17 protein-coding genes are annotated in these 19,358 nt (G+C 67.7%); 8 read left to right on the forward strand and 9 right to left on the reverse strand.

Annotation, left to right across the window (positions count from 1 at the left end; all coding sequences use genetic code 11):
• The first annotated feature begins 12 nt into the window (after positions 1 to 12).
• The 4 genes from VFY73_RS17995 to VFY73_RS18010 all read left to right on the forward strand — a co-directional run bounded on the left by VFY73_RS17995 (position 13) and on the right by VFY73_RS18010 (position 3,810).
• A complete protein-coding gene (locus VFY73_RS17995; RefSeq protein WP_329721274.1) occupies positions 13 to 933 on the forward strand; it encodes a metal ABC transporter substrate-binding protein in 921 nt (306 codons plus the stop codon).
• The gene (locus VFY73_RS18000) at positions 930 to 1,733 is read left to right on the forward strand and encodes a metal ABC transporter permease (protein ID WP_329721276.1); all 804 of its coding nucleotides are present in this window, start codon (positions 930 to 932) and stop codon (positions 1,731 to 1,733) included. The genes VFY73_RS17995 and VFY73_RS18000 overlap by 4 nt, the downstream gene beginning before the upstream one ends.
• Positions 1,734 to 1,915: 182 nt before the next feature.
• On the forward strand, positions 1,916 to 3,247 hold the full coding sequence (locus VFY73_RS18005) for a reverse transcriptase family protein (RefSeq protein ID WP_329721278.1): 1,332 nt from the start codon (positions 1,916 to 1,918) through the stop codon (positions 3,245 to 3,247).
• A gap of 101 nt (positions 3,248 to 3,348) precedes the next feature.
• Complete coding sequence (locus VFY73_RS18010) at positions 3,349 to 3,810, forward strand: hypothetical protein (RefSeq protein WP_329721280.1); 462 nt, start codon at positions 3,349 to 3,351, stop codon at positions 3,808 to 3,810.
• Between the two features lie 31 nt (positions 3,811 to 3,841).
• Here the strand turns inward: VFY73_RS18010 and VFY73_RS18015 are convergent, their stop codons facing one another.
• The gene (locus VFY73_RS18015) at positions 3,842 to 4,246 is read right to left on the reverse strand and encodes a RidA family protein (RefSeq protein WP_329721282.1); all 405 of its coding nucleotides are present in this window, start codon (positions 4,244 to 4,246) and stop codon (positions 3,842 to 3,844) included.
• A gap of 161 nt (positions 4,247 to 4,407) precedes the next feature.
• Between VFY73_RS18015 and VFY73_RS18020 the strand changes: the two genes are divergently transcribed.
• Positions 4,408 to 5,343 carry a LysR family transcriptional regulator gene (locus VFY73_RS18020; RefSeq protein ID WP_329721284.1) on the forward strand — a complete coding sequence of 312 codons (936 nt, stop codon included), beginning with the start codon at positions 4,408 to 4,410 and terminating at the stop codon, positions 5,341 to 5,343.
• 150 nt (positions 5,344 to 5,493) lie between these two features.
• Here the strand turns inward: VFY73_RS18020 and VFY73_RS18025 are convergent, their stop codons facing one another.
• The 8 genes from VFY73_RS18025 to VFY73_RS18060 all read right to left on the reverse strand — a co-directional run bounded on the left by VFY73_RS18025 (position 5,494) and on the right by VFY73_RS18060 (position 14,124).
• The gene (locus VFY73_RS18025; protein WP_329721286.1) at positions 5,494 to 6,189 is read right to left on the reverse strand and encodes a Crp/Fnr family transcriptional regulator; all 696 of its coding nucleotides are present in this window, start codon (positions 6,187 to 6,189) and stop codon (positions 5,494 to 5,496) included.
• 128 nt (positions 6,190 to 6,317) lie between these two features.
• The gene (locus tag VFY73_RS18030; protein ID WP_329721287.1) at positions 6,318 to 6,818 is read right to left on the reverse strand and encodes a hypothetical protein; all 501 of its coding nucleotides are present in this window, start codon (positions 6,816 to 6,818) and stop codon (positions 6,318 to 6,320) included.
• A 211-nt stretch (positions 6,819 to 7,029) separates the two neighbouring features.
• Positions 7,030 to 7,734, reverse strand: coding sequence for an ABC transporter ATP-binding protein (locus VFY73_RS18035; RefSeq protein WP_414654487.1), 705 nt, complete (start codon positions 7,732 to 7,734; stop codon positions 7,030 to 7,032).
• Complete coding sequence (locus VFY73_RS18040) at positions 7,734 to 8,516, reverse strand: ABC transporter ATP-binding protein (RefSeq protein WP_329721289.1); 783 nt, start codon at positions 8,514 to 8,516, stop codon at positions 7,734 to 7,736. Before VFY73_RS18040 ends, VFY73_RS18035 begins: the two co-directional genes overlap by 1 nt.
• 74 nt (positions 8,517 to 8,590) lie before the next feature.
• Entirely contained in the window at positions 8,591 to 9,934 is a 1,344-nt protein-coding gene (locus tag VFY73_RS18045; RefSeq protein WP_329721291.1) for a branched-chain amino acid ABC transporter permease, read from the reverse strand.
• Positions 9,935 to 9,940: 6 nt separating this feature from the next.
• On the reverse strand, positions 9,941 to 10,894 hold the full coding sequence (locus VFY73_RS18050; protein WP_329721293.1) for a branched-chain amino acid ABC transporter permease: 954 nt from the start codon (positions 10,892 to 10,894) through the stop codon (positions 9,941 to 9,943).
• A gap of 221 nt (positions 10,895 to 11,115) precedes the next feature.
• Complete coding sequence (locus VFY73_RS18055; RefSeq protein WP_329721295.1) at positions 11,116 to 12,345, reverse strand: branched-chain amino acid ABC transporter substrate-binding protein; 1,230 nt, start codon at positions 12,343 to 12,345, stop codon at positions 11,116 to 11,118.
• 126 nt (positions 12,346 to 12,471) lie between these two features.
• Positions 12,472 to 14,124, reverse strand: a complete 1,653-nt coding sequence (locus VFY73_RS18060) for a 3-(methylthio)propionyl-CoA ligase (RefSeq protein ID WP_329721297.1) — start codon at positions 14,122 to 14,124, stop codon at positions 12,472 to 12,474.
• Positions 14,125 to 14,318: 194 nt separating this feature from the next.
• On the opposite strand from VFY73_RS18060, the gene VFY73_RS18065 reads away from it, so the two are divergent.
• The 3 genes from VFY73_RS18065 to VFY73_RS18075 form a co-directional block, all read left to right on the forward strand.
• Positions 14,319 to 15,290 (forward strand): ABC transporter substrate binding protein, encoded by a 972-nt coding sequence (locus VFY73_RS18065; RefSeq protein ID WP_329721299.1) that lies wholly within the window; start codon positions 14,319 to 14,321, stop codon positions 15,288 to 15,290.
• The gene (locus VFY73_RS18070; protein ID WP_329721301.1) at positions 15,287 to 17,299 is read left to right on the forward strand and encodes an ATP-binding protein; all 2,013 of its coding nucleotides are present in this window, start codon (positions 15,287 to 15,289) and stop codon (positions 17,297 to 17,299) included. The genes VFY73_RS18065 and VFY73_RS18070 overlap by 4 nt, the downstream gene beginning before the upstream one ends.
• Positions 17,300 to 17,415: 116 nt before the next feature.
• Positions 17,416 to 19,358 (forward strand): TonB-dependent receptor (locus VFY73_RS18075; protein ID WP_329721303.1); only part of this gene is annotated, 1,943 nt, incomplete at its 3' end.

Genomic DNA, 19,358 nt, shown 5'->3' on the forward strand with positions numbered 1-19,358 from the left:
CCAGGAGTACCCATGACGATGAACCGCTTCACCCTGCCCGGCCTGCTGGCGATGGCGTTGTTGCTGCCGGTGCTGCCCGCGCAGGCGGCACTGCGCGTCTTCGCCTGCGAGCCCGAGTGGGGCGCATTGGCACAGGAGCTGGGTGGCAGCCTGGTCGACGTGTCGGTCGCCACCACCGCGATGCAGGACCCGCACCAGATCCAGGCCAAGCCCAGCCTGATCGCACGGGCGCGCAACGCCGACCTCGTCGTCTGCACCGGCGCCGAGTTGGAGACGGGCTGGCTGCCGATCCTGCTGCAACAGTCGGGCAATGCGAAGGTCCAGGCCGGCCAGCCGGGCAACTTTGCGGCGGCCGACCATGTGCGCAAGCTCGAACTGCCGATCCAGGTGGACCGCTCCCAGGGCGACGTGCATGCCGCCGGCAACCCGCACATCCAGACCGACCCACGCAACATCGCGCAGGTGGCCACGGCACTCGGCGCCCGGTTGCAGCAGGTGGACCCGGCCCATGCGGCCGACTACGCCAGGCGTCAGGCCGATTTTGCGCAGCGCTGGCAGCAGGCGATGGCCCGCTGGGCCACCCAGGCCGCGCCGTTGAAAGGCGTGCCGGTCGTGTCTCAGCACAAGGCCTTCGTCTACCTGTACGACTGGCTGGGCCTGAAGGAAGTGGCGGTGCTGGAGCCGAAGCCCGGCGTCGAGCCGAGTGCAGCGCACCTGCAGACGGTGCTCACGACGCTGAAGGCCTCGCCGGCGCGGATGGTGCTGCGTGCGGCCTACCAGGACTCGAAGCCCTCGGACTGGTTGAACAAGAACGCCGGCGTCGCCGCGGTCACCCTGCCCTTCACGGTGGGCGGCAGCGACGGCGCGAAAGACCTGTTCGGCCTGTTCGACGACACCGTGGCGCGGCTGCTGGCCGCCGTGAGCCCCAAATGAACTGGGGCGCGCTGGACTGGACCATCCTCGGCCCCGGCCTGATCGCCGGGCTGCTGGTGCTGACGACGCACGTGCCGCTGGGCACCCAGGTGCTGGACCGCGGCATCGTCTTCATCGACCTGGCGATTGCGCAGATCGCCGGGCTGGGGGTGATCGCAGCCGACAGCCTGGGCCTGCCCGAAGGTGGCCTCGCGGTGCAGGCCGCGGCGGTCACCGCGGCCCTGCTTGGCGCCCTGCTGCTGACATGGACGGAACGGCGCGCTCCCCAACAACAAGAAGCACTGATCGGCGTGCTGTTCATCCTCGCGGCGTGCGCCGGCATCTTGCTGCTCGCCGGCAACCCGCACGGTGGCGAGCACCTGAAAGACCTGCTGGTCGGCCAGATCCTGTGGGTGCACCAGGAACAGCTGGTCTGGCTGGCCGCGGTGTCGGCGTTGCTGTGCGCGGCGATGTGGCTGGGCTGGGTGCGGCGGCTGGGCCGCTTCGGCTTCTACGCCGCGTTCGCGGTGGCCGTGACGGCCTCGGTGCAACTGGTCGGCGTTTACCTCGTGTTCTCGAGCCTGATCATCCCGGCGCTGGCCACGCGCACGCTGCGCGGACGCCGCCGGCTCGCCGTCGGTTATGCGATCGGTGCGCTCGGCTATGCGCTGGGGCTGGCGCTGTCTGCACTGTTCGATCTGCCATCGGGCGCTGTGATCGTGTGGACGCTGGCGGCTTGCGCGCTGGCGAGCGTAGCGCTGGTGCGGACACCGGCGTCGCACGTGGCCGCGGGTGAAGTGGGCCACGAGCAGGCCAGCTGATAATCCGCCCCGCGGCCGCTGCCCAAGCGTATCGCGCCGTCGTTCGCAAGTCCGGCGTCGCACCGTGGGGCTCCCCCACGGTGGTTGGTTAGCATCGTCCTTCCGGGGCGCCATCGTCCGTCGCGTTTCGCGACCACTGATAGCGCTTCACCTGCAGGTTGGGCAGCGTGCCGCCCCTTTTCATGCGCAGCATCATCCGCCTCACTGCCTTGTCGATCGCCCGCGCCATGCTGTGCGGGCCGGCGGACGAGCGCGGCCTGCAAGCCCGCATCGAGGCCTGCGTGGACGCGCCCGCGCCGTGGGCCACCGAGCTGGCCCGCCGCTGTAGCCGCATGCCGGGCGAGCACTGGCGCCGGCTGACCCCACGCAGCCTCGCCGACCTGATCGAGCGTGATGACGGCTTCGACGGCGCCTGGCGCAGCGATGCGCGGCCATACGTCCGCGGCTACCTGCTGAATGGGCCACGCCGACAACTGCCCCCGCCGCTCGGGTTGGACAAGGTGTTGCTGCCCGAATGGCCGCACAGCGCCGCATTGGCCGATGCCTTTCGGATGTCGAGCGGCGGTCTCTGGCGCCTGACCAAGACCGCCGCGTGGCAACGCAAGGCGTCGCTTGGCGAGCAGCACTACCGCCACCGACTGCTCGCCAAGCGCAGCGGCGGTTGGCGTTTGCTCGAGGTGCCGCAGCCTTACCTGATGGCGCTGCAGCGGCGGCTGTTGCACGGGTTGCTCGCGCACCTGCCGGCGCATGAGGCGGCCTGCGGCTACACCAAGGGCCGCTCCGTGATCGACCACGCGCGGGCGCACGCCGGCCAGCCGGTGCTGCTGAAGTTCGACCTGCAGGACTTCTTCAATGCCGTGCGTGCATCGCGGGTCCACGCGTTGTTCGCGACGCTGGGCTACCCCGCGCAAGTGGCGCGTGAGCTGACCGCGTTGTGCACGACGGCCACGCCCGAGCCGGTGCTGCGCCGCCTGCACCCCGAAGGCGGCCTGCCTTGGGCCCAACTGCAGCGGCTGCGCGACCCACATCTGCCGCAAGGCGCCCCCACCTCGCCGGCCCTGGCCAACCTGTGCGCGTTCCGGCTCGACCTGCGGCTGGACGGCTTCGCACAAGTGCTCGGTGCGCGCTACACGCGCTATGCCGACGACATCGTGATCTCCGGTGGCGCGCACCTGCGGCAGAACCGCGCCCGCATCGAGGCCTGGATCGCCCGCATCGTCGGCGAGGAAGGCTTCAGCTTGAACCTGTGCAAGTCCCGCTGCATCGGCACCGGCACGCGGCAAGAGGTGTGTGGCGTGGTCGTCAACGAACGCTCGAACCTGCCGCGCCACGAGTTCGACCGCCTGAAGGCCGTGCTGCACCAGTGCGTGCGTGACGGCCCGCACACGCCGAACCGCGAGCAGGTGCCGAACTGGCGCGGACACCTGCGCGGCCGCGTCGCCTGGGCCGCGCAGTTGAACCCCGTCAAGGCTCAGCGCCTGCAGCGGCTGTTCGACCAGATCGACTGGGGCTGACAGCGCCCGGTCGCCGCGCGGCCGGGTGCTGCAGCGCAAGGTGGCCATGTCATCGGCGATGTGGCAATCTGCGCACTTCGCATCCCCCCGCCCAGGAGCCCATGGCCACTGTCGCCAAGTTGCATCGATTTCTGCTCACAGGCCTGGCCGGCATGCTGGCCTTGGTCATCTTGCAGGTGTGGGTGACCGACTGCATCACGCCGCAAGGCAGTTGGACGCTGTACTCCGTGCACTGCCAGGCAGGCGCCTGGCAAGGCGATCGATGCGGCGGCCGGCTCGTGGCGGCCTCCCGATACCGGATGCGGATCGATCGCGCGGCTTCGGAAGTCGCCGTGATCGACGCCAGGACCAAGGTCCCCGCTGGGCGGCTGACCGACTGCGACATCCAGGATGGGCGCAACTGGGCCTGCCGCAGCGCCGCCCCCGGCACCGTTGCAGTGGTCGAACGGCTTCGCTATGGCCGGCCCGATCCGACGCCCCAGTTGCCTGAGGGCGACCGGCCAGTGGCCAAGTGGCGGTGGATGCTGATGCGCGCAGGTCTGCCGGCGGGCCAGCGGGCCTGAGCACCGGCTCGCCCCACCAGCACGCGAATCGTCAATCCACCACGGCGGTCGCTTCGATCTCGACAAGGACGCCTGGTTCATACAGCACGGAAACGCCGATCAGCGAGGCCGGCGCCGGCGCGATCTGGAGCTCCTCGGCCACGCGCTCCACGCCGGCCACGAAGGCGGGCATCAGCTCGAGCTTCCAGTCGACCACGTAAAAGGTCAGGCGAACGACATCCTGGAAGGTCGCGCCAGCGGCCGCCAGCGCCTTGGCGACGTTGCGGTAGGACTGCGCCACCTGGGCAGCCAGATCACCTGGCCCGACGAGCTGGCCGTCCGGCCCGTAGGCGACCTGGCCGGCGATGTGCACGTGCCGGGAGCCGGTGGCGATGGCCACCTGCCGGTAAACGTCGGGCTTGAAGAGTCCTTCCGGGTTCATCAATGTGACAGACATAGGGCTTTCGGTTGATTGCGTATCGACAGCACTGTAGGCAGGCCACTGTCGAATGCGCGTCGACACACAGGCGACGACATTTCGTGTGTCTCGGGCGCTGCCACATCACGAAGCCGACGCATGAGGGGCGCTGTTAGCATCACTTGGCCTGCGACCCACCGGTGCCGTTCGCCGAGCCGGCGCTACTTTCCATGCCGCGCGACAACCTGAACGACATCCTCGTATTCATGGCCGTCACCGACCGGGGCAGCTTCACTGCCGGCGGGCAGGCCATGGGCTTGACGCGGTCCGCCGCGGGCAAGGCAGTGGCCCGCCTGGAGGAGCGGCTGCGTGCACGGCTTCTGAACCGCACGACCCGCGCCTTGAGCCTCACCGATGAAGGGCGCACGCTCTACGAGCATGGCCTGAAGATCCTGGAAGCGGTGGAGGGCGCCGAGGCAAGCGTCATGGGGCCCAATGGCGTGCCAAGAGGGACGCTGCGGATCACGGTCCCGGATGCCTTCGGGCGGCATGTGGTCCTGCCCGTGCTGAAGAAGTATCTCGATGCGTGGCCCGACGTCCAGGTCGAAGTGAACCTCACCGATCGGCTGGCCGACATCGTCGAGGAAGGCTTTGACCTCGCCCTTCGCATCGGCGGCGCCGACCTGGACGCGGGGCTGGTCTCGCGCGTGGTCGCCGCCTATCGAGTGATGATTTGTGCCTCGCCGGCTTACCTGGCCAAGCGAGGCGAGCCGAAGACCGTCGACGATCTTGCACGCCACGATTGCCTTGTCTTCAGCAGTCGCAGCCGCAGGCAGAGTTGGCGCCTGCGCAACGACGATGGCGAATTGGTGAAGGCCGAAGGGCGCAGCCGCTTGAGGCTGGACAGCGGAGAGGGCCTGCGTGATGCCGCCCTCGCCGGTCTCGGCCTGGCATTCCTGCCGGCGTTCCTGGTCGAACAGGACCTGGCCGCCGGTCGGCTGCGGCAAGTCCTTGCGGGCCGGGCGTCAGGCGCGGTGAAGATCGTGGCGATCTACCCGACGAAGCGCCGGCTGGAACCGCGCGTCAGGCGTTTCATTGACCTGCTGGTCGAGGAGTTGGCGACCGAGCGCGACTGAGAGCGCCAGCAGACGCGTTGCGGTGTTGTGGCGTTGCGGCGTTGTGGCGAAGGTCGGTGATTGCCGGTTCGTTGAAACGTCAGCGCAGGAAGCGCGAAGTGCGCGGCATTGCGGGCCTTGCAAACACGCTTTCGATTTCGGCTGCTCGCATCAGCGCTGCCTCGCGGCCCGCTGGAGCCGATTCGGATCCGGCACCGTGATCTTGCGGCCTTGAACCTGCAGCAGTCCCGCCGTCGCCAACTCGTGCAGGATGCGTGAGAAGTGTTCGGCTGTCAGGTTGAGCTGCGAAGCGACCTCTGCCTTGGCCGCCGGCAGGGTGACGACGAGCGGCGCCGCATGGTCTTGCCTCGGACCGTGTCGCAGCAGGTAGGCGATGAATCGCTCGCGGCCACTGCCCATGGCCTGGCGATCCAGTTCCCGCACGAGGCTCTCGATGCGCTGGCTCAGACCGGCGATCATGCGCAACGCGAACTTCGGGTTGCGCTCGATTTCGTCGAGCAGTGTCTGCTTGGGCAGGTGGAGCACCAGCGCGTCGCCGGCCGCCTGCGCATCGACCAGGGCGGGCCGCTCCAGGAACATCACCGGTTCGCCGAAGCTCTGCCCCGGACCGACGATCCCGGTCAGTCGTGACCCGCGCACCGGCGTGGTCGACATCAGCTTGATTTCGCCATGGATGACGACGTACATGCCGGTCGATGCATCGCCCTTGCGAAAGAGCGTCTCGCCGCGCCTGAGCGTGCGCCGTGTCGTGGCAGCCGCCAACCGCGCCAAGGTGGCGGCATCGAGTGCCTTGAACAACGGCACAGCGGCCAGGAAGACCGCGCAGGCAATCTCCCGCCGAGCCATGGTGCTCAGGCCACCGGCTGGGCCCGCGCGGGGCCGCCGGCATGTCCGATCACCGGGGCTGGCGCATCCGCTCGTGCAGGGAGGGTCGACGGGGCCTTCACGAGCTTCATGATCGCCTGCGCAGACGCTCAGTGGACGTTGCGGATCGGCTTGAAGCCTGCGTCGTCGAAGTGGCTGGCGTACTGGTTGACGGCCTGCGCCACCTTCACCAGACCGAGCGCCGGACGCGTCTTGGCGTCCTTGCCGGCCATCGTGTCGGTGCCAGCGCCGATGTCGGCAATCACCAGGTGCAGCATCGCATCGGCCTTTGGTTCGAGTTTGCAGTTGGCGACGATGCCGCCGACTTCGGTCTCGACCTGCGTAGCCAGCGCACGGTACTGCGCAGGCGTGAGCTTTCCAGAGTGCGCCGCACCCAGTTGAGGTTCGACCAGGTTGCGGATGCGGCCCATGCCTGCGCGCAGCGCCTCGTCGGCGGCCCACTTGTGGCCCTGGTTCAATGCGAGCTTGTGCGGCGCGGCGGCGCCGTGATCGTGCGCGGCCGTCTCTGCACGCGCAGGCAGGCTCAGCGCCATTGTCATGGCGGCCACCGTAACGGCGGTAACCAACGCAGTCCAATTCGGGGTATTCAAGGGCATCTCCATCGGGTTCGCGGCAGGCGTCCATCGCCTCCCTGGTCGCTCAGATGGGGCTGAAGGGCAAGCGTTCGGCCATTCATTCGGTTCCTTGAGATTCATCAAGAACCGCGTACTTCGTCGCCACGGGCCCAAAGACCTGGACGGCTGAAACCGCAGGGCCTGTCAACACTACGCAGCCCCGATGCGTAGTGTCAACAGACAGACCCTAAACCTCCAACCACTCCTTGCGGATGTAGGCATCGGCCTTCAGCGCGGCGGGCGTGCCCTCGAACACGATCTGGCCGTGGCCCATCACGAGGCAGCGTTCCGAGACTTCGAGCGCGATGGTGAGCTTCTGTTCCACCAGCAGCACCGAGATGCCGCGCCGGCGCAGCTCACGCAGGTACTCGGCCACCAGCTCGACGATCTTCGGCGCCAGGCCTTCGGTCGGCTCGTCGATCATGATCAGGTCGGGGTCGCCCATCAGCGTGCGGCACAGCGTCAGCATCTGCTGCTCGCCGCCGCTGAGCACGCCGGCCTCGGTGTGCTGGCGCTCCTTCAAGCGCGGGAACATGCCGTACATGTCGTCGAACGACCAGCGTGGCGTTGCCTTCTTTCGCTTCTCGCCCAGCATCAGGTTCTGGTGCACCGTCAGCTTGGGAAAGATGTCGCGATTCTCCGGCACATAGCCCAGGCCGAGATGGGCAATCTCGAAGGCCTTCTTGCCGACCAGCTCTTGCCCCCGCCAGCACACGGAACCGGTGGCATCGACCAGGCCCATGATCGACTTGACCGTGGTCGAGCGGCCCGAGCCGTTGCGGCCCAGCAGGCTGACGATTTCGCCTTCAGCGACGTTCAGGTGCACGCCATGCAGCACGTGACTCTTGCCGTAGTAGGCGTGCAAGTCCTTGAGTTCGAGCAGGCTCGCCATCAATGCGCTCCCGCCGCTTGGGATTCCGCGAGTACGGAGCCGAGATAGGCCTCCTGGACACGCGGGTTGGCGCGCACCGCCTCGGGCGTGTCAAAGGCCAACAGCTCGCCGTAGACCAGCACCGCGATGCGGTCGGCCAGCCCGAAGACCACGCCCATGTCGTGCTCCACCGTCAGCAGCGTCTTGCCCGCCGTCACCTCGCGGATCAATTGCACGAAGCGCGTGGTTTCGCTTCTGCTCATGCCGGCCGTCGGTTCGTCGAGCAGGATCACGCTGGATCCGCCGGCGATGGTGATGCCGACCTCCAGCGCACGCTGCTCGGCATAGGTCAGGTTCATCGCCAGGTGGTCGCGCTTGCGGTGCAGGCGGATCTGCTCGAGCACCTGTTCGGTCCGCTCGTTGACATCGCGCAGGTTCGACAGGAACTTCCAAAACTCGTAGCGATGCCCCATGGCCCACAGCAGTGAACAGCGAATGTTCTCGAACACCGACAGACGGCCGAACAGGTTGCTGACCTGGAAGCTGCGGCTCAAGCCTGCCCGGTTGATCTGGAAGGGCGTCAAGCCGCCGATCGATTGGCCGTGCAGCAGGATCTCGCCACTGGTCGGGCCGAAGCGGCCGCTGATCAGGTTGAACAGCGTCGATTTGCCGGCGCCGTTCGGCCCGATGATCGCGACGCGTTCGCCGGCGGCCACCGCCAGATCGACGCCGCGGATGATCTCGGTCTTGCCGAAGAATTTCTTGACGCCACGCAATTCAACCGCAGCGGTCGCAGCAGTCACAGGGCCTCCGTCGGGCCGCCCCACGGACGCCGCGCCGCCTTGGGGGGCCGACACCGCTTCCGCTGTCTTGGGGGTCATAGCTGTGCCTCCCGCCGCTTGATCTCTTTTTCGATCTCGGCCTGGGTTTCGCCCCACTCCTGCAGGAAGCGGCGGCGCACCAGCTCGAACAGGCCCAGCGCCGTCACCGACACCAGCGCCAGGCCGACCCAGGTGTCGGTGCCGCCCACTTGCAGCGTGGTGCCGAGAAAGCGCACACCACCCTCGCCCGAAGAGTCGAGTTGCAGGTGGTAGATGATCTCGACCACGCAGGCCACCGCCGCCAGCAGCACGGCGCCCGCACCACCGAGCGCGAGGTACGCCGTCCACAGTCGGCCCAGCTTGCCGAACGCCGCGACGCGCAGGTTCATCATGATCAGGCTGGCCACGCCGCCCGGCGCATACATCACCATGAACAGGAAGACAAAGCCCAGGTAGATCTGCCAGGCCAGTGTCATCTCGGACAGCAGCACCGACGAGAACACCAGCAGCACGGCGCCGATGATCGGGCCGAAGAAGAAGGTCGCGCCGCCGAGGAAGGTGAACAGCAGGTAGCCGCCCGAGCGTACGGCGCTGACCGTTTCTGCGGTGACGATCTCGAAATTGATCGCGTTGAACGCGCCACCGATGCCGGCGAAGAAGCCGGCGATCATGAATGCGAGGTAGCGCACGCGCCGGGTGTCGTACCCGATGAACGCCACCCGCTCCGGGTTGTCGCGCACCGCATTGAGCATGCGGCCCAGCGGTGTGCGGGTGAAGGCGTACATCGCACCGGTGCAGACGAAGCAGTAGACGGCGATCAGGTAGTACACCTGCTCCGCCGGGCCGAAGCTCCAGCCGAACAGCCGGGTGTCGTAGACCCGGTTGCCGCTGATGCCACCTTCGCCGCCGAAGAAGTCGGGGAACATCAGCGACATCGCGTAGACCAGCTCGCCGACGCCCAGCGTGATCATCGCGAACGGCGTGCCGGCCTTCTTGGTCGACGGGTAGCCCAGGATGGCCGCCACAGCCAGCCCGGCCATGCCACCGACCAGCGGGATGAATGGCAGCGGGATCGGCAGCGAGCCGCTCGACGCGAGGTTCATCGCATGGATCGCGAAGAACGCGCCCAGCCCGGTGTAGACGGCATGACCGAAGCTGAGCATGCCGCCCTGGCCCAGCAGCAGGTTGTAGCTGAGGCAGACGATGACCAGGTAGCCCATCTGCGACAACATCGTCAGCGAAGTGCCGCTGGTGAAGAGCTTGGGCGCAATGAACAGCAGCAATGCGAAGCCACCCCAGACGATCCAGCGGCCGACGTTCAGTGGCTTCCAGTGGTAGCTGGCCGGGTTGGTGGATCCGGCCGACACCGTGGCGGTGGTGGTGGTGGTGGTGCTGTTCATGGTGTGTCAGTCCTCCCGCGTGCCCAGCAGCCCGCGTGGACGGAACACCAGCATCAGCACCAGCAACAGGAATGGCAGGATCGGCGCGACCTGCGAGATCTTCAGCTGCAGCAGCGCCTGGCCGAAGGTTTGCGGCCCGACCGGCACGCCCAGCGATGACAGCACGCTGAGGGCCGAATGGTCCAGCGCGACTGCGAAATTGACCAGCACGCCGATCAGCAGCGACGCGAGGAACGCGCCTGCCAGCGAACCCATGCCGCCGACCACCACCACGACAAAGACGATCGCGCCGACGGCGGCAGCCATGCCCGGCTCGGTGACGTAGGTGTTGCCGCCGATCACGCCGGCCAGCCCCGCCAGCGCGGCACCGCCACCGAACACCATCATGAACACGCGTGGCACGTTGTGGCCCAGTGACTCCACCATGTCCGGATGCGTCAGCGCCGCCTGGATCACCAGGCCCACCCGGGTGCGGGTCAGCAACAGCCACAGGCCCAGCAGCATCAGCAGCGCCACCAGCATGATGAAGCCACGCGAGCGTGGGAACTGAGTGCCGAACAGCGTGAACAGCGGGCCGTCCAGCAGCGGTGGCAGTGCATACGGCACCGCGGCACGGCCCCACACCAGCTGCACCAGCTCGAGCACCACGTACGACAGGCCAAAGGTGATCAGCAGCTCAGGCACATGGCCGAACTTGTGCACGCGGCGCAGCGCGAAGCGCTCGAACATCGCCCCCATCGCGCCCACGGCCAGGGGCGCCAGGACCAGCGCCGGCCAGAAGCCGACATAGCTGGAGATCGTGTAGCCGAGGTACGCCCCGAGCATGTAGAAGCTGGCGTGGGCGAAGTTCAGCACGCCCATCATGCTGAAGATCAGCGTCAGGCCGGAGCTGAGCATGAACAGCAGCAAGCCGTAGCTGATGCCGTTGAGCAGCGAGATGACGAAGGCCTCGAGGGTCATGGGGCGCCAGTAGGCAGTCGCAAGTTCAGGACCGAGACGGCCAGGGTCGAGACGGAGGGCTCACGAAGGGCTCAGCACGCCGACCCGCAGCACGCGGACGAGCACTCGCCCGGCAGCTCGTAGCTGCCACGGGGTGCCTCCCGCGGCCAGCGAGCGGCCGCTTCGAAACAGCCACGCGTCCCGCGGAAGGTGGTGGCGGCTAGCCGCCACCGGGTGCTCCATCAGGGCCGCTTCATTTGGCAGGACGTGGGCGTGGCCGAGACGTACGAGGGGTACATCTTGGTCAGCGCAAAGGTGTTTCCGGTGCCTTCGACGTTGTAGTTCTGCTTGGCGTCGACCTTCTGCCAGGTGGCGAAGAACAGCGGCTGCTGCAGCTGATGGTCTGACGCGCGCATCGTGATGTCGCCGGCGTACGAGCGCACCGTCAGGCCTTCCATCGCCCGGGCGACCTTGACCGGATCGGTCGACTTGGCCTTCGCGATCGCACCTTGCAGCGTGGCAAACAGATGCAGCACCGTCGAGGTGGAGAAGTCTTGCTTGTACTTCTCGTGGAACGCATCGCGGAACTGGCTGTATTCACCGGGCAGGTTCGAGTACGAGCCGTAGACGGTGGTGATCTTGCCCGCCAGCGAGTTGCCGATCGCCACCGGCGTGCCCTGCGCGCCGGCATAGTACGTGTACCACTTCGCGTCGAGCCCGGCGTCCTTCGCCGCCTTGACGAGCAGCGCCAGATCCTGACCCCAGTTGCCGGTGATCACCGTGTCGGCGCCGCTTTGCTTGATCTTGGCGATATAGGGCGCGAAGTCCTTCACCTGGCCCAGGGGGTGCAGCTCGTCGCCCACCACCTGCACCGCCGGCGTCTTGCGGGCGATGACTTCCTTTGCATAACGTGACACCTGCTGGCCATGCGCGTAGTTCTGGCCGATGATGTAGACCTTCTTGACCGTCGGATCTTCCGACATCGCGGTGACCATGGCCTCCATCTTCATCGACGTGTCGGCATCGAAGCGGAAGTGCCAGAAGCTGCACTTGGCGTTGGTCAGGTCGGGGTCGACCGCCGCATAGTTGAAGAACACGACCTCCTTGCCGGGGTTGCGTTCGTTGTGCTTGTTGACCGCGTCGAGGATCGCCGCCGCCGCGCCCGAGCCATTGCCCTGCGCCACGTAGCGAAAGCCCTGATCGATCGCGGCCTTCAGCACGTTCAGGCTCTCCTGCGGCGAGGCCTTGTTGTCGAAGGCCACGACCTCGTACTTCACGCCGCCCTTGGCGCTGGCGCGTTCGGCGGCCAGCTGGAAGGTGCGCAGGATGTTCTGCCCGATGTTGGCGAACGGGCCCGATTGCGGGTCGATGAAGGCAATCTTCACCGTTTCACCTGCCTGGGCGCAGGCCAACCCCGCCTGCAGCAGCAGCGCCGCGCCCATTGCCAGAGACCAAGAACGTCGCGTTGCCATGGATGTCTCCTGTGTGCTGTCCTGCAAGTGCCCACGGTAGCGGCGAAAGCGTTGAACGGGCTCTGGGAGTTCCCCGAACGGCGCTGTCGCCAGCGAGACAGCACCGTTCGGCAACGCGGCGGCCCCTCAGGCGGTCGGCAGCTTGTAGGCCTTGAACTGATCGCGCAGCTTGAGCTTCTGAACCTTGCCGGTGGCCGTATGCGGGATCTCGGCGACGAAGGCCACGTCGTCGGGGATCTGCCACTTGGCGATCTTGCCGTCGAAGAACGCCAGCAGCTCGTCGCGCGTCACGGTGGAGCCCGGCTTGGGCACCACCACCAGCAGCGGCCGCTCGTCCCACTTCGGGTGCTTGCAGGCGATGGCCGCGGCCTCGTGCACGCCCGGATGCGACATCGCGATGTTCTCGAGGTCGATCGAGCTGATCCACTCGCCGCCGGACTTGATCACGTCCTTGCTGCGGTCGGTGATCTGCATGAAGCCGTCACCGTCGATGGTCGCCACGTCGCCGGTCGGGAACCAGCCCGGCTCGCCGTCCACCGTGACCAGCGGCGACTCGCCGGCATGGCCGAAGTAGCTGTTGATCACCCAGCCGCCGCGCACCACCAGGTTGCCGGCGGCCTCACCGTCCCACGGCAAGGCCTTGCCGTCGTCGTCGATGATCGCCATGTCGATGCCGTAGATCACCCGGCCCTGTTTCTCGAGCAGGCGTTGCTGCGCTTCACGCGGCAGCGCATCCTGCTTCGACGTCAGCTTGGACAAGGTGCCCAACGGGCTCAACTCGGTCATGCCCCAGGCGTGGATCACCTCGACGCCGAAGTCATCTTGCAGCGTCTTCATCATCGCCGGCGGGCAGGCCGAGCCGCCGATCACCGTGCGCTTGAAGCTGCTGAACTTCAGGTTGTTGGTCTTCATGTAGGTCAGCAGGCCCAACCACACGGTGGGCACGCCGGCGGAGAAGGTGACCTTCTCTTCCTCGAACAGCTCGAACAGCGATTTGCCGTCCAGGTGCGGGCCGGGAAAGACGAGCTTGGCGCCGACGAGCGCGCCCGAATACGGCAGGCCCCAGGCGTTGACGTGGAACATCGGCACGACCGGCAGGATCACGTCGCGCGCCGAGCAGTCCATCGCATCCGGAAGCGCCGAGCCGTAGGCGTGCAGCACGGTCGAGCGATGGCTGTAGACAGCGCCTTTCGGGTGTCCGGTGGTGCCCGAGGTGTAGCAGATGCTCGATGCGGCGTTCTCGTCCAGCGTCGGCCAGTCGTAGTGGCCGTTCTCGGCCTCGACCAGCTCTTCGTAGCACAGCAGGTTCGCCAGGCCGGTGCTGGCCGGCATGTGGGCCCGGTCGGTCATCAGCACCAGGTGCTTGACGGTCTTCAGCTCCGATGCGAGTTTTTCGACCAGCGGCAGGAACGTGAGGTCGAAGCACAGCACGCTGTCGGTCGCATCATTGGCGATCCAGGCGATCTGCTCGGGGAACAGGCGCGGGTTGATCGTGTGCAGCACCAGGCCAGAACCCGAGGCGCCGTAATACAGCTCCAGGTGGCGATAGCCGTTCCAGGCCAAGGTGGCGACCCGGTCGCCCTGGCCGCAACCGAGCCGGGCCAGCGCCTGGGCCACCCGGCGCGAGCGCTGTTCGACCTGGCCCCAGGTCGTGCGGTGCAGGTCGCCTTCCACCCGCTTCGAGACGATCTCTGTGTCCGCCGCGTGCCGCGCGGCATGGCGGATCAGCGACGAGATCAACAATGGCATGGTCATCATCTGGCCGGCAAGTGCGGTCATGGGAATCTCCTGTCAGGGTTGACACCCATGATAGGCAGGCGTTGCCCGCGCTCCCAGGGAGGTGAAGCCCTGATAGCGTGGCGTCCCGCCGGTTCGGCGGCTGCCTTCGACGTCTCTTTGCCCCATACGGGTGCGGCGCGGTGCTAGATTCGACGGCCCTCGGGTGTTTCATCTGCTGTCAGCCGCCCACCCCCATGCCGTCGCCCCCCCCACCCCAACGCCGCAGGCTGCACCTGCAGGCGGTGGGCATCGCGGCGCTGACGGCCGCGTGGCCGGCCGGCCTGCTGGGCGCGGCCGAGGCCGGCGCGATGGCGGTGGTCTACCCCGAGATCGGCGAACCTTTTCGTTCAGTCTTTGCCAGCATCATCGAAGGCATTCGTGAACAGGCCCGCCATGCGGTGCCCGGCTTTGCCGTTGGCGCCGAAACCACGGTGCCGGCGCTTGCAGACGAGCTGCGCAAGCGCGACGTGCGGGTCGTCATCGCTTTGGGCCGCAGCGGGCTGAAGACCATCGAGTCGCTGGATCGCTCGGTCGGCGTCGTCGCCGGCTGCGTGCTGGCGGTGCCCGAGACGCAGGCCCAGGCCTACACCGTGCACAGCCTGGCACCCGACCCGGCGCTGATCTTTGCGCAACTGCGCCGCATGCTGCCCGCAGCCCGCCGCGTCTGGGCGGTGCACGACCCGCAGCAGAACGCCTGGTTGATGCGGCTGGCGCAAGAGTCTGCCCGACCGCTGGGGCTGGAACTGGCCGCCCAGGAAGCCAGCGACCTGCAGCGGGCCACCCGGGCCTACCAGGACATCATCGCCGCAGCCGAACCGCAGCGCGACGTGCTGTGGCTGCCGCAGGATTCGACCACCGTCGAAGAGGCCACCCTGGTGCCGCTGGTGCTGCAAGAAGCGTGGCGCCGCAATTTCGCGGTGATCTCCAGCAATGCCCAGCACGTGCGCCGCGGGGCACTGTTTGCGCTGTACCCCGACAACCGGGCGATGGGCCGCAGCCTGGCCCTGTCCGCGATCGAGACGCTGGCCGGCACCCGGCGAGTGGCCCGCGGCTTGTTGCCCCTGCGCGACGTGTTGGTGGCCGCCAACCAGCGCACCGCCGCACACCTGGGCCTCGAATTCGATCCGCGCAACCTGCGCATCAGCAAGCTGTACCCCGAATCATGATGCGGTTCCTGCGCTTCCCCCTCACCCCCGCGTCGTTCTCGCGGGAGTGGCGCGAATCGAGCTTCCGCGGTCAGCTCAGCGCCACTGCGACCGCTGGCATCCTGCTGCTGGCGCTGCTGTCGTCGTTGGTCAGCTCGTGGATGGCCAGCCGCCAGGTGCGCGCCACGTTGGTCGACCAAGGCCAGCGCGTGGCCCAGAGCTTGGCCAACCAGGCCCCGCTGGCGCTGATCTCGCTGGCCCCGGAGAACGCAGCCGAGGCGGTGCGCGCGACACTGGCCTTTCCCGACGTGATCGGGGTCGAGCTGCGCAGCGCCGACGGGCAGGTGCTGCTGGCACGTGGCGCGGTGGGAGCCGACACCACCGGCCTGGCCGGTCGACCGGCACCTGGCGAGCCTCGCCTGGCGGCCGAGACCGACGACGCCTGGCACTTCGTAGCACCGGTGGTGGCGCGGCGCAGCACCAGCCCCTTCGAGGTGATCGAGAGCCAGAACGAGCTGCTCGGCGACGTGCGGGTCGTGCTCGGCAAGGGCACGCTGAATCGCATGCTGGCGCAGGTCTTCTTCACCAACCTGGCGATCTCGTTGCTGCTGGCCATCGTCTTCGTCGTTCTGCTGCGTTGGCTGGCCAGCCGGCTGACGCGGCCGCTGACCGAATTGTCCAGTTCCATGGCTCGCGCCGAGCGTGGCGAGCCGGGCGTGCACGCCGTGCTGAGCGGCCCGAGCGACCTGCAGCAGATGGCACGCGCCTTCAACCGCATGATCGACGCGCAGAACGCCCGCGGGGAAGAGCTGCAACGCCACCGCGACCAGCTCGAGGCCGCCGTGCTGGCACGTACCGCCGAACTGCAGGACGCCAAGGAACGCGCCGAAGTGGCGAACGCCGCCAAGAGCGAGTTTCTGGCGCGCATGAGCCACGAGCTGCGCACGCCGCTGAACGCGGTACTGGGCTATGCGCAGATCCTGCGCATGGACGCGGGCCTGAGCAGCCGCCAGCAGACCGGCCTGGGCATCATCCAGAGCAGCGGCGAGCACCTGTTGACGCTGATCGTCGACATCCTCGACCTGGCCCGCATCGAGGCCGGCAAGACCGTGATCGACAGCAGCCCGGTCGACCTCGCCGGCCTGGTGCGCAGCGTGGCCGACATCGTGCGTGTCAAGGCCGAGGAAAAGGGCCTGATCTTCGTCGTCGATGCCGATCCGGCCTTGCCTGCCCATGTGCTGAGCGACGAAAAGCGCCTGCGGCAGGTGCTGATCAACCTGCTCGGCAACGCGGTGAAATTCACCGACAACGGCCATGTGACGTTGCGTGCGCGCAACCTCCCGCCCGATGGTCGCGGCGTGAAGCTGCGCTTCGAGGTGCACGACAGCGGCGTGGGCATCAGCGCTGAAGCGGCAAAGCGCCTGTTCCAGCCCTTCGAGCAGGCTGGCGAGGCCCGCCACCGTTCGGCCGGCACCGGGCTGGGCCTGGCGATCAGCCGCCAGCTGGTGCGTCTGATGGGCGGCGATGTGCAGGTCCGCAGCCAGCCAGGAACGGGCAGCGTCTTCTGGTTCGAGCTGCCGCTGCCGCTGGCTGACACGCCGAGCCCGCCGCCGCCCGTCTTGCCCGCCGTGCAGGGCTACGACGGGCCGGCACGCCGCATCATCGTCGCCGACGACGTGCCCGCCAACCGACTGATGCTGTGCGAAATGCTGCGCCGCCTCGGCTTCGATGTGCACGAAGCAGCCGACGGCCAGGAGGCGCTCGACCAGGCTCGGCGCCTGCAACCCGACCTGCTGTTGATGGACGTGCGCATGCCGACGCTCGACGGCCTGCAGGCCACCATGCGGCTGCGGCAGGATGCCACGACCCGCGAGCTGCCCGTGGTGTTGGTGTCGGCCAACGCCTCGGCGGCCGACCGCGAGAAGGGCCTGGGCGCCGGCGCGGTCGACTTCCTGGCCAAGCCGGTGGACCACGACCAACTGCTGGCGGTGCTGGCCGCGCGGCTGCATCTTGCATGGCGCCGGGCATGACATCACGGCCCGGTCACAGCACCCTGCTCGCGGAGGTAGCGGCCGAGGGGTCGAATGAATAGACTACGCCGCACCCTTACCGGCAACGATGTATGACACCCTGGTGGTGCTGCGCTTTGGCCCTGGTCCCCGGTCTGCTGACGCCCACCGGCGTTCAAGCGCAGACCGACGAAGAGGAATTGGCGCTCGCCTATGGCGACCAGGGCCATGTCAGCATCGCCACCGGCGGCCCGCTGCCGCTGCGCCGTGCGCCGGCCGTGGCCACCGTCATCACCGCGCAAGACATTGCCGCGATGGGTGCCATCGACCTGGACGAGGTCCTGGAAACGGTGGCGGGCTTGCACGTGGCCCGCGCCGCCAATGTCTACGGCCCGCTCTACGTTATCCGCGGCATCTACAGCCAGTTCACGCCGCAGACGCTGCTGCTGCAGAACGGCGTGCCGATGACGACGATGTTCGTTGGCAACAAGGGCAACATCTGGGGCGGCTACCCGGTCGAGCACATCGCCCGCATCGAGGTGATCCGCGGCCCCGGGTCGGCCCTGTACGGCGCCGATGCCTATTCCGGCGTGATCAACATCATCACCAAGACCGCAGCGGACACGCCCGGCACGCAGGTCGGCGTGCGCGGCGGCTCGTTCCGCACCTGGGACAGCTGGGTGCTGCATGGCGGCCAACTCGGGCCGGTGGACGTGGCCGCCTACCTGCGCGTGGGGCAGACCGACGGTTTCAGAAGCATCGTCACGAAAGACGGCGCCCAGCCTGCCGTCTCGCTGGCCCCGGGCCCGGTGAACACCGGGCGCGACGCGGTCGACGGCAACCTCGACCTGGGCCACGAGCAATGGCGATTGCGGCTTGGCTACAAGCTGCGCGACAACGTGGGGACGGGCGCCGGCGTGGCGTCGGCACTCGACCCCTCAGGAAAAATGCGCAGCGAACGCATCACCGGCGATCTCTCATGGACCGACCCGCAGTTCGCGCCGCACTGGGGCGTGGGGCTGGTGGCCAGCACCTTGTACTACGCCGACATCATCGTCTCGGACCTCATCTTGCTGCCGGCCGGCACGACCCTGTGGCCGGGCAACGTGTTCACCGATGGCCTGATCGGCAGCCCCAACAAATGGGAGCGGCAACTTCGGCTGTCGGCCTTCGCCGCCTATACCGGGTTCAACGGGCACAGTCTGCGCCTGGGCATTGGCCACGACGACCTGAACCTGTACAAAACGGCGGAGTACAAGAACTTCAACCCCGACTTCAGCCGCATCGGCACCGGGTCGTTCGACGATGTCACCGACTTCTCCGACACCACGCTCAAGTTCTTGCAGCCCCAGCGGCGACGGGTCACCTACGCCTACGCCCAGGACGAATGGGCCCTCGCGCGAGACTGGATGCTGACGGCCGGCGTGCGCGTCGACAACTACTCGGACTCCGGCAGCACCACCAACCCACGCATGGCGCTGGTCTGGGACGCCAGCTACAACACCACCGCCAAGCTGCTCTTCGGCCGCGCCTTTCGCGCGCCGTCGTTCACCGAGCAATACAGCGTCAACAACCCGGTGGTCGGCGGCAACCCCGCTCTGCGGCCCGAGACCATCCACACGCTGGAAGCCGCCCTGGCCTGGACGATGGACGCCCAGACGCAGGTCAACCTGAGCCTGTTTCGCTACGCCATGCGGGACATCATCCGCGGCGTTCCCAATGCCGCACCGCCGCCCGCCAACACGATGCAAAACACCGGCCGCCAGGACGGGCACGGCCTGGAGCTGGAGGTGGTGTCGGACCTCAACCGCCACCTGCGCCTGGCCGGCAACTACGCCTACCAGCGTTCGGTCGACAACGCCACCGGCCAAGACGCCGGCTATGCGCCGCACCACCATATGTACGCACGGGTGGACTGGAACTTCGCCAGCGGGATGCTGGCCAGTTCGCAGCTCAACTGGGTGGCCGACCGCGAGCGCGCCCCCGGCGATGCACGCGAGCCGATCGCCGACTTCACCGCGGTGGACCTGACACTGCGCACGATCCATCGCAAGAACCAATGGGACGTCGCCTTGACGGT

It is taken from the genome of Ideonella sp. (genome assembly GCF_036277275.1).
GTDB lineage: Bacteria > Pseudomonadota > Gammaproteobacteria > Burkholderiales > Burkholderiaceae_C > Ideonella.